Raw genomic sequence first — 10,930 nt, 5'->3', positions numbered from 1 at the left:
GTCTCGCAACCGCTCGGAATCACATCGGAACCCGGTCGTCCACCATTACGCTACCGTTCCGACACAGCCTCTTAGAGCGGCGTGCATAATCCACCTCATTGAATTATTGTAAATTTAATTGCCGATAACGCCCGGCAATTTAGTGAAATCGGGGTATGAAACGTGCGTCACCCTATTGCGGTATGATAATTGGAGTGAGGCCGTTGATCGGCACCACGATCACCGTTTTATACGTCGGTGCCGCTGACGAGCCGCTGGTCTGATAGGCGGTGCGGTTTCCAGCTGGATCATATGTCGTGCTGGCCTGAACGCCGTTAGCCGGCCCGCCTGCTACGCTGGAGGCGGTGAGCGCCCCGCGCGCATTGTAAGTGTAAGTTCGGGTTTCACTGCACGCTGGGCCAGCCAATCCGAGCGACATCGCGCCGAAAATGGAAGCTTTTACTAAAGTCTCACCAAAATGGATTGCGTTTTGCGCCATCGCTTCAGTTGACCCCTGAAAGAATCATTGCGTTACCAGATCATAAAAGTCCGTCTTTCGCAATCTAGACTCTTAGCGGCCGTTATTGCGGCGATGGGGCGGGATGGATCGGCTGAAGACTTGGAGGCTGCTTTGGATCGCTATTCTTTGCCTGATCTCTCAATTCGGCGCGGACTCGCACGCGCTCAGGTGGCGGTCCTACCTGTCCGGGTTACCACGGACGCCAACGGCGTAGATCTCTATCGTGGCGCTTATCACCTTCGGCAGACCTACCTGAGCCTCGGGTCGAATAGTCTTGGCATTGCTTATACCCGAAGCTGGATTGGCGAAGGGTCCATTGGTGGTGGTGGTATCGGTTGGCGCGACAGCATGGTCGGCGGCATCGATCTCGCCAGGACTAACCTGACGGTCAGCATAGGCGCGACATCGGAGAGCTTTGGGCCGTCAGGTTCCAGCTATGTCAGCTTGCAGGGCACCGGCGCGACGCTGACGTTTGATGGTCTAACAAACAAATATACCTATAAAACCACCGATGGAATGACGGCGATCTTTGATCAGGCCACTGCAGTAATCTTTGACAGCTGCTGCCAAGTGTGTTACTATTGTAGTACAGCATAGGTTGCGCTGAACACAGACTTTGGGAGAAATGACATGCCCCAGCCCGCTAGGGTCGTTGGGGAAGCGGACGTGCGCCGTTTGATCAGGCACGTCCGCGACCACCGACACGCCACGCGCGATCAAGTGATAGTATTGCTTAGCTTCAAGGCGGGCCTTCGGGCCTGCGAGATCGCCGGTCTCGATTGGTCGATGGTGCTGCGGCCGGACGGCAGCCTCGGGAACCAGCTCGCCATCGCCCGAACGATCGCCAAAAATGGATCGGCACGAACCCTGCCGCTGCACCCCGATCTCCGAGGCGCGCTCGCTAAGCTTCACGCGGCCCGTAAAAAGCCAAGGGAAGGACCGGTGATCCTTTCCGAACGCGGCAGCCACATGACGCCACACAGCATCGTAAACTGGTTCAAGCGCCTTTATCGGAAACTCGAACTCGACGGCTGCTCCTCCCATTCAGGGCGACGCACCTTCATTACCCGGTCAGCCCGTCTACTGCCGAAAACGGGCGGCTCACTACGCGACGTCCAAGAGCTTGCCGGACACCGCAGCCTCTCGACCACTGAACGATACATTGCGGGCGATCGTGACGCCCAGCGCAAGCTCATCCGGCTGATCTAAGCCACCAACCAACCAACATTGCTAACGAAAGGAGTGCGTCCCATGGAGGATAGCGCATTGACGACTCGCGCCCATTGCAGATGCGGTCGCATCCGGGCTCTGAACGATCAGCTTCGCACCCAGCATGTCGGCGGACGCATGATCGTCACGCGCAGCGTTGCGGCCATGGGCCAGGACAGCCTCAACGCCATCTTCGCGGCACTGCGGAGCTTTGACGCTTTCGACGCCGACAATGATCCCCACGGCGAACATGACATGGGCTCGCTCGAAATGGGCGATGTGAGCCTGCTGTGGAAGATCGATTATTACGATCGGGCACTGCAGTACGCGTCACCTGATCCATCAAATCCTGCCGTCACAACCCGTGTGCTCACCATCATGCTAGCCGAGGAGTATTGAGGTGGAGCAGGCAAATGAACCCGCCGCCATCGAACCCGCCTGCTTGGAACGCCTGCTCAAACGACAGCCGCGGCTCCGCTCACACCAGCAGCTCTATCCTTATGCCCATGGTCATTTTGATGGCCTCTGTGGTCTCTATAGCGCCTTGAACGGGTTGCGGCTGCTGTCGGCGGAGTGCCGCAAGCCGCTGGACGACGCCCAATGCGAGACGCTGTTCCGAGACGGCATCAGATGGTTGCAAGACCGCCAGCGCCTGTCCGATGCTCTACGGTACGGCTTGCGCATGCGATCGTGGGTCGCCTTGCTCAAGAGGCTGACAAGCAGAGCCGCGCGCATGTTGGGGCTCGACATCGTGGTGGAGCGCCCGTTCCGAGGGCTTAAGGCCGTGCCGCTTGGCTTGATCGTTGAAGCGACTGCCCAAGCGGTCCAGGATCGAAAGCCCGTCTTGTTACTGCTGAAGGGCGCTTACGGCGGTTACACGGTGGTCTGCGGCGTCAGCCCAGCCCGGCTACGGCTGTTCGACAGCTACGGTCGCAGTTGGATCCGCATTCGTTCCTGCCTCCCGGCGGCAAAGGGCAGGGCGCCCCGCCATCAGATCGACGTCGCATCCATCACGTTCTTGGCCGCCTGAAATGGCGCGTCTCTCAATAGAGAAATTCCGCGCCATCGAGGCCGCCGTCATCGCCGCTGGCTATGGTGCGCAAATTGCCTGGTTTGAAAGCCAGATGCCCCCGACCGACGCCGAAAGCCTCGCGAGCGAGGTGATCTACGTCATCATCAATGGCGGCATGCACAACAAGGTCGCGCGGATCATCTTCGACCGATGCATGGTGGCGCTGCAAGCCGGGGAGAGCTGCTGTGGCGTTTATGGGCACCCGGGCAAAGCGCCTGCCATCGATCTCGTCTGGCAAACGCGGGCGCAGCTCTTTTTCGACTTTACAAATACCGAAGACCTGATCGCTTTCTGCGCGGCGCTGCCATTCATCGGCAAGGTGACCAAATACCACATCGCCCGCAATCTGGGCGGCAATTACGCAAAGCCCGACGTCCATCTCAATCGCCTCGCCGATAGAGAAGGCGTGACGGCACAAGAGCTTTGCGACCGTCTCGCCAAGGGCAGCGGCTATCGGGCCGGCACCGTGGACATGATCCTGTGGCGCGCCTGCGCCGATGGCATCATCAACCCGAAGAAAAAGAAGCTGACGGTTCGTCCACCCGCCGACTGAGCGGGCGGCCCAACTTAGCCGAACTTCACCACCTCAATCGCTCTGACACACCCGGTGTCGTCGCCTGCCTGGGCGGTGGCCCCCACAGGCATGGGATATCATCATGGACGAATATACAATCGTCCGGGGCATGCTGCTCCGGGCCGGCGAAGTTGCGCCGGAATCAAAACGACTGACCAAGGCGCTCCGCAACTGGGCGCGGCAGCATGGCCAATGGCTGTTTGACCGCTCGGCCGACGAGATGAGCTGGGAAGAGATTATCGGCGCGCTTGGTAAGACGCCCCCAACCTTCGGAGCGCAACCTCAGATTTTTCAGATGGCGGACGCCTTATCGCGGCTGCTGTCGCTGAGCCCGTTCGACACAGCGCTACTCAACATCGCCATCGCAATCGATCGTCTGACCCGGCCCTCCGCTGTGGCGGACATTATCGCGCAGCAGTCGGAGGATCTGCCAAAAGTGCTCGGGCTGGTGGCGGGGGCCGCCGCGATGGAGGCGGAGAGCGCCGTCCGGAAAAGTCCGTTGCTGCGGTTGAGGCTGGTGCGGTTGATGGAAAGCCGGCGAGGGCATGCAGAGATCGAGCTCGATGGGACACTGACCCGTCTGCTCAACCGCGCGCCGATTGAAGCAGACGACATCATCGACGTACTCGCCGGGCCGCGCCAGCACGCCGTGCTGGGCCTCGACGACTTTGCGCATGTCGAAGATGTCGATCTTTTGGTCCGGCTGCTTCGTGGCGCGGTGAAGGAGCGTGCCGCGGGCATCAACATCCTGATCCATGGCCAGCCGGGAACCGGAAAGACCGAGCTTGCGCGGACGCTAGCAGATGCCGCTGGGTTGGTCCTGCACGCGATCGGTGAGGCGGATGTGGACGGGGACGAACCTGAGCGCGCTGAGCGTGTAAGCTCTTTGCGGCTGGCGCAGCGCCTGTTGGCGGATCGGGGTCAGACGGCGTTGTTGTTTGATGAGATGGAGGACCTGATCGGCGATACGCGGCCGAGTTCGGGCGATTGGTTCGACCGCCGCGATGGCAGCAAGGTCTTCGTCAACCGCCAGCTCGAAACCAACCCCGTGCCGGTAATCTGGACAAGTAACGCCATCGGCAACGTCGATGCGGCCATCCTGCGGCGGATGAGCTTTGTGCTGAAGCTCGACATGCCATCGCGTCGGACGGCTCTGCGTATGCTCAAGCGCGTCGCCGCCGATGAAAGCATCAAACCCGGCGAAGGGTTCGCGACATTGCTGGAAACCGCGCCCGAATCGTCAACGGTGTTGCGTGTTGCCGCTAGGGCAGGGCGCCTCGCTGGCGAACGCGACGGGGGTGTCAAACCGGCTGAAGCCCTAGTGCGGGCGTTACGGGGTGGAGAACTCCCGCTTCATGAATCTCACGCGATCGACCTCGACTTGTTCGAAGCCGACCAATCGATTGCGGCACTTGTTGAGCGGCTGGTGAAAGAAAAGGCCACCGACGTATCACTGCTGCTGACGGGGTTACCCGGCACCGGCAAAACTGCCCTCGCGCACCATCTGGCGCGGGCGCTGGACCGGCCGCTGATAGTGAAGAGGGCATCCGACCTGCTGTCCAAATGGGTGGGCGAGACCGAGTCTCAGATCGCAGAGGCTTTTGCAGAGGCGCGGCGTCGGGAAGGCGTGCTGCTGTTTGATGAAGCGGACTCGCTGCTTTTCGATCGCACCACGGCGCGCCACCAATGGGAGGTGGGGCAGGTCAACGAGATGCTCACTTGGCTTGATCACCACCCCTTGCCGGTGATTGCCGCTACCAATCATCCCGAAAGCCTGGACCCGGCGACCCTGCGGCGGTTCGTATTCAAACTGCATCTACGCCCGCTGAGCGGGGATCGGCTTGAGCGCGCGTTCAATCGATTTTTCGGCATGGGTGCACCCACGGAGATTGCGCGCATGCGGAACCTAACTCCGGGTGACTTTGCGGTGGTTAAACGTCAGCTGCGCTTTGCCCCGGCTTTGGACGCTAAAGGGATTGCTGAAATGCTGTTTCTGGAAGCGGCGGCTAAGCCAAACACAACGGCCAGGGTCGGATTTTAGCCGTTTTGTTCGCTGCAGTTCGTGGCCAGCCGCTTCAAACCGAGTGATTATGTGGTAGCTAGCGTGGGATCGAGAGGTTCGGGTACGGAAAGTCTTTCGCGCTTTCAAGCGCTTATGTATTCCGAGTGGTGCCGCCTACAGGACTCGAACCTGTGACCCCCGCATTACGAATGCGATGCTCTACCAACTGAGCTAAGGCGGCGCGGCGCTGGCGGTTACCAGTGGTGGGGGGTGGAAACAAGCGCTCTTGCTTTACCTTTCGTCAATCATGGCGGCTTATCCCGTGGCGGTCGTTCTTTGGGGGGTAGGCTGAGGCTGGAAGATGGAAGCGCGATGCCAAACCGATGAGACCCGCCGGCCCGCCGTCGCTCGGCTCGATCCCGCGCTGGAGCCCGCGCCGGGCGCCGCCGCCGAGCGCCGGCTGCATGGACGGGCGCACGCTTATTGGCGCTCGCTGCTGGGCGCGCGGCGTTTCCCGCTGATCGACGATCTGGACCTGGCGGGCGTGCCTCGCCTCGCCGAAACCTCGCTGCTCTTCGCGGTCGACGCGCGAGAGGGGGAGCCGGCGGTCAATCTGGTCGGCGCATCGGTGCGCGCGGCCTGGGCGGGGCCGGAAAGCGCGATGGCGCGGCTGATCGCGCAGGTCCGCCTGCGGCTGCCCGTGCTGGCGGCGCATCGCAAGCCGCTGGGGTTCGAGGCGGAGCTTTCGGGCGCGGCCTCCGGCGACACCGTCTATCGCGGCATCCTGCTGCCGTTCGGGCGCATCGGCGAACGCGTCGAACATGTGCTTATGGTGGTCAATTGGAAGGAGCGCGCCGCGATCGAGCGCGATCCGGCGCTGCTCGCCGCGAGTCTCTATGCCGCCAGCCGCACGCGCTTGGCCCCCCTCTCCTCGCCATGGGAGGGGGCGGAGGCGCCCGCGAAGGGGCTGCCGCCTGCTTCACTCGAGCAGAAGCTGGCCAGCGCCCGGATGTGGGCGGCATTGCCGCCGCGCGACCATGCCAACAAGGCGCTGGTCGCCGCATATGAATATCTCCTCGGGGCCGAGTCCCAGACGCCGCTCGGGCTGATCGCATCGGTCTACGGATCGGCCGTTGACCGCCGTACCCGCAGCGATCTCGCCGCGACGCTGCATTATGCGCGCCGGCTGTGCCTGTCGCCGACATTGCTGCTGGACCTGCTCGACGATCTCGGCGGCGCTACCGAGGTGGCCGCGCTGGAACGGCGCGTGCGGCGGGCGCGGTCATCGTCCGATCCGCAGGCGAGCGACCATTTCCTGCTGACCGAGCCCGTCCAGCCGCGCGAACGATCGCAATCGCCATGGCGGGGACGCGAGGCGGAATCTGTCGCGGTCGAGCATCAGGCGCCGCGCGCGCGTGCCGCAAAGGATTGAGCTCGAATCCGGGCTTCTGTAGGGCGTGCCGATGAACGCATCTTTCGTGCGTTCCAATATATAAGCGGCGGGATATCGACCGCGCGGGAGCTGGACCAATGCTGAGCGAAACTCTTCGACCGCCCGTAGCGGAACCGGACGGCACGCGGCTGGAGAAGGCCGTCGCCGCCGCGCTGACGACGGGCGCGCTGCCCGGCGAGCTCGACGGTTTCGATGCCGAGGCGAGTGCCGCGGCCGCGCGCTTCGTGCTCGAGACCGCTTCGGCGCGACCGGCCGGTGCGCCCGCGATGCGGCTGGAGAGCCTGGGCGGCGAGGGCGTGCGGCGGCGGATGCGGCTGGCGATCGTCAACGACGATATGCCCTTCCTCGTCGATTCGATCGCGGCGGCGCTGGCCTCGGCGGAGCTCGGCATCCACCGCCTGCTCCATCCCGTCATCGCGGTTCGGCGCGATGCGGAGGGGCGGCTGACCGCGCTGCTGCCTTCCGATGCGAGCGGCGAGCGGCGCGAATCGATCATCTATATCGAGGCCGACCGCGCCGATGCGCGCGATCGTCGCGCGATCGAGACGGAGCTCGAGCGCGTGCTCGCAGACGTCCGCGCCGCGGTGACCGATTATCCGCGGCTCCAGCTCGCATTGCGCGAGGCCGCCGGCAAGCTGCCCGACGGCGAGGGCGCCGCGCTGCTGCGCTGGTTCCTCGACAATCATTTCACCTTGCTCGGCCGGCATGTCGAACGGCGCGACGGCGGCCGGCACGAGGGGCTCGGCATCCTCCGCGCCGACGGCGCAAATCTCTGGCCCGCCGAGGCGCGCGAGGCGGCGTGGCGCTGGTTCGAGAGCGGGGGGGAGGCGCCGCTGCTGCTCAAGAGCGATCGCATTTCCTCGGTTCACCGCCGCAACGCGCTCGATCTGATCGTGCTGCCCGCGCGCGCCGATGGCGCGATCGCCGGGATCGAGATGCACGTCGGATTGTGGACCAGCGCCGCGCTGCGCGCGCCTTCGACGCGCGTTCCGGTGCTGCGCTCCCGGCTCGCCGCGATCGAGGAGCGCTACGGCTTCGATCCCGATGCGCATGCCGGCAAGGCGCTCCATCACGTCCTCTCGGCGCTGCCGCACGATCTGCTGACCGCATTGTCGCCCGCCGCGCTGGAGGAGGTGGCGCTGACCGCGATGTCGCTGGTCGATCGGCCGCGCTCCAAGTTCGTCGTCGTGCCCGGGCCGCTCGGGCGTCACCTCTTCGCTTTCGTCTGGCTGCCGCGCGAGGCGGTGACGACGCAGCGCCGCGAGACGATCCGCGAGATGCTGGAGCGCGCGTCTTCGGCCACGGTCTCGAGCTGGGCGCTCGATCTCGGCGACGGCGATCTGGCGCTGCTCCGCTTCGCGCTCGATGCCGCCCCCGGATGCCCGCTTCCCGACGTCGCGGCGCTCGATCACAGCCTGGAGCGGATGCTGCGCGGCTGGGCGCCCGCCGTCGAGCTCGCGCTGGCGCGCACCCAAACGCCGACGCGCGCGGCACGGCTCGCGCTCGACTGGGCCGATGCCTTTCCCGCCGGCTATCGCGGCACCGTCGATCCCGACGAGGCGGCGTTCGATATCGAGCGGCTTTGCGCCTTGGCCGATGACGATGATCGCGGCGTCCGGCTCTATCGTCATCCCGATGACGGCGGCGGCCGGCTGCGCCTCAAGACCTATCGCACCGGTGGCCTGATCGCGCTTTCGGCGGCGGTGCCGGTGTTCGAGAATTTCGGCTTCACCGTGCTGGAGGAAGTGCCGACCGCGCTGCTGGAAGACCGCGGCTATGTGCACGAATTCCTGCTCGAGGCGGAGCAGGACGTCGCGGTCGATGCCCTGGTCGCGCGCGCGGACGTGATCGAGCCGGCGATCGCCGCCGTGCTGGAGGGCGGCGCCGAAAACGATCCGTTCAACGCGCTGATCGTGCGCGTCGGGCTCGATGAGCGCGGCGCGTTGCTGTTCCGCGCCTGGTTCCGCTATCTGCGACAGACGGGCTTCGTCTACGGCCTCCAGACCGTCGCCGATGCCCTGGCGCGCGCGCCGCAGGTCGCCGCCGGATTGATCGCCTTGTTCGATGCGCGGCTGGGCGGGCAGGGGGACGAGGGCGAAACGCTCGCCGCCGTCGATGCCGAACTCGCCGCGGTCGCCTCGATCGAGGACGATCGCATCCTCCGCCGCCTGCGTGGGATCGTGCTGGCCATCCTGCGCACCAACGCCTTCACGCCCGCCGCCGCCGAGGCGCTCGCGTTCAAGCTGGAAAGCGCCGCGGTGCCCGGCCTGCCCAAGCCGCTGCCGTGGCGCGAGATCTGGGTCTATAGCCCGCGCGTCGAGGGCATCCATCTGCGCGGCGGGCCGATCGCGCGCGGGGGGCTGCGCTGGTCCGATCGGCGCGACGATTTCCGCACCGAGATCCTCGGCCTGATGAAGGCGCAGGTCGTCAAGAATGCGGTGATCGTGCCGACGGGCGCCAAGGGCGGCTTTTATCCCAAGCAGTTGCCGCCCGCCGCCAATCGCGACGCCTGGCTCGCCGAGGGCACCGAGAGCTACCGCATCTTCATCCGGACATTGCTGTCGATCACCGACAATGTCGTCGAGGGCGCGGTGGTGCACCCCGATGGCGTCGCGATCCGCGATGGCGACGATCCCTATTTCGTCGTCGCCGCCGACAAGGGCACCGCGACCTTCTCCGACGTCGCCAATGCGATCGCGATCGAGCATGGCTTCTGGCTGGGCGATGCCTTCGCCAGCGGCGGCAGCCAGGGCTACGACCATAAGGCGATGGCGATCACCGCGCGCGGCGCCTGGGTCTCGGTCCAGCGCCACTTCGCCGAAATGGGCGTCGACGTTCAGACCCAGCCGGTCAGCGTCGTCGGCTGCGGCGACATGTCGGGCGACGTGTTCGGCAACGGCATGCTGCTGTCGAAGGCGCTCAAGCTGGTCGCGGCGTTCGATCACCGCCACATCTTCCTCGATCCCGATCCGGATCCGGCGGCGAGCTGGCAGGAACGCGCGCGCATGTTCGCGCTGCCGCGCTCGTCATGGGCCGATTATGATCCGGCGCTGATCTCGGCGGGCGGCGGCCTCTTCCCGCGCACGCAGAAGGCGATCCCGCTTTCGCCCGAAATCCGCGCGGTGCTGGGGGTGGATGCCGAGACGCTCGATCCCTCCGGCCTGATCGCGGCGATCCTCAAGGCGCCCGCCGATCTTTTATGGTTCGGCGGCATCGGCACTTATGTGAAGGCCGCCGCCGAGAGCAACCTCGACGCGGGCGACGCCGCCAACGATGCGCACCGCGTCGATGGCGAGGATTTGCGCGCCAAAGTGGTGGGCGAGGGCGCCAACCTCGGCGTCACGCAGGCAGGGCGGATCGCGTTCGCCGAAGCCGGCGGGCGGATCAACACCGACTTCATCGACAATTCGGCGGGCGTCGATTGCTCGGACAATGAGGTCAACATCAAGATCGCGCTCAACCGCGAGATGAACGAGGGCCGGCTGCCGTTCGCGCAGCGCAACACTTTGCTCGCCGAGATGACCGACGATGTCGCGGCGCTCGTGCTGGAGGACAACCGGCTCCAGACGCTGGGCCTGTCGCTCGCCGAGCGCGGCGGCGCCGAGACGCTGCCGGGGCAGGTGCGCGTCGTCGGCATCCTCGAGGCTTCGGGGCGCGTCGATCGCGCGGTCGACGGGATCGAGCCCGACGAGGCGCTGCTGCGGCGCGGGCGCGAGGGGCGGGGGCTGACCCGGCCCGAACTCGCGATCCTGCTCAGCCACGGCAAGCTCGCGCTGCAAGCGGCGATCGAGGCGAGCGACGTCGCCGCCGATCCGCTGCTCGATCCCTTGCTGCATGCGGCCTTCCCGCGCGCGATGCAGGAGCGGTTCGCCGCCGCGATCGAGGCGCATCGCCTGCGCGCCGAGATCATCGCTACCAAGATGGCGAACCGCGTCGTCAACCGCATGGGGCTGGTGGCCCCATTCGAGCTGGCCGAGGAGGAAGGCGCGAGCCTCGCGCAGGTCGCGGCGGGCTATTTCGCGATCGATGCCGTGTTCGGTCTCGAGCCTTTGTTCCGCGCGATCGAGGCCGCGCCGATGGCGGAGGCGGGCCGGCTCGCGCTGCTCGGCAGCGCGGGCGCC

Annotated in this window: 9 protein-coding genes and 1 tRNA gene; 8 read left to right on the top strand and 2 right to left on the bottom strand. The window is 65.3% G+C overall.

Features of this window, described 5'->3' with window-relative positions; translation table 11 throughout:
- Positions 1–172 precede the first annotated feature (172 nt).
- Entirely contained in the window at positions 173–478 is a 306-nt protein-coding gene (locus HUU94_RS01480; protein WP_174273357.1) for a hypothetical protein, read from the bottom strand.
- Between the two features lie 27 nt (positions 479–505).
- On the opposite strand from HUU94_RS01480, the gene HUU94_RS01475 reads away from it, so the two are divergent.
- From HUU94_RS01475 to HUU94_RS01450, 6 genes are all read left to right on the top strand, one after another.
- Positions 506–1,096 carry a hypothetical protein gene (locus HUU94_RS01475; protein WP_217429538.1) on the top strand — a complete coding sequence of 197 codons (591 nt, stop codon included), beginning with the start codon at positions 506–508 and terminating at the stop codon, positions 1,094–1,096.
- A 69-nt stretch (positions 1,097–1,165) separates the two neighbouring features.
- Positions 1,166–1,708, top strand: a complete 543-nt coding sequence (locus HUU94_RS01470; RefSeq protein WP_254601850.1) for a tyrosine-type recombinase/integrase — start codon at positions 1,166–1,168, stop codon at positions 1,706–1,708.
- Positions 1,709–1,846: 138 nt separating this feature from the next.
- On the top strand, positions 1,847–2,107 hold the full coding sequence (locus HUU94_RS01465; protein ID WP_254601848.1) for a DUF3768 domain-containing protein: 261 nt from the start codon (positions 1,847–1,849) through the stop codon (positions 2,105–2,107).
- A 1-nt stretch (position 2,108) separates the two neighbouring features.
- Entirely contained in the window at positions 2,109–2,738 is a 630-nt protein-coding gene (locus tag HUU94_RS01460) for a hypothetical protein (protein WP_174273353.1), read from the top strand.
- Position 2,739: 1 nt separating this feature from the next.
- Positions 2,740–3,333, top strand: coding sequence for a hypothetical protein (locus tag HUU94_RS01455; protein ID WP_174273352.1), 594 nt, complete (start codon positions 2,740–2,742; stop codon positions 3,331–3,333).
- Positions 3,334–3,436: 103 nt separating this feature from the next.
- A complete protein-coding gene (locus HUU94_RS01450) occupies positions 3,437–5,395 on the top strand; it encodes an AAA family ATPase (protein WP_174273351.1) in 1,959 nt (652 codons plus the stop codon).
- Positions 5,396–5,521: 126 nt separating this feature from the next.
- On the opposite strand, the gene HUU94_RS01445 is transcribed toward HUU94_RS01450, so the two are convergent.
- Positions 5,522–5,597: transfer RNA gene (locus tag HUU94_RS01445), tRNA-Thr, on the bottom strand.
- A 120-nt stretch (positions 5,598–5,717) separates the two neighbouring features.
- Here HUU94_RS01445 and HUU94_RS01440 point away from each other — a divergent pair.
- Together HUU94_RS01440 and HUU94_RS01435 are read left to right on the top strand one after the other, a co-directional pair.
- Entirely contained in the window at positions 5,718–6,788 is a 1,071-nt protein-coding gene (locus HUU94_RS01440) for a hypothetical protein (RefSeq protein ID WP_174273350.1), read from the top strand.
- Between the two features lie 98 nt (positions 6,789–6,886).
- The coding region (locus HUU94_RS01435; protein WP_174273349.1) for an NAD-glutamate dehydrogenase at positions 6,887–10,930 on the top strand (4,044 nt) is incomplete at its 3' end.

It is taken from the genome of Sphingomonas bacterium (assembly GCF_903644055.1).
GTDB lineage: Bacteria > Pseudomonadota > Alphaproteobacteria > Sphingomonadales > Sphingomonadaceae > Sphingomonas_I.
Note: the sequence above shows the minus strand (reverse complement) of the source record. Positions and strands in the feature narration are given on the sequence as shown.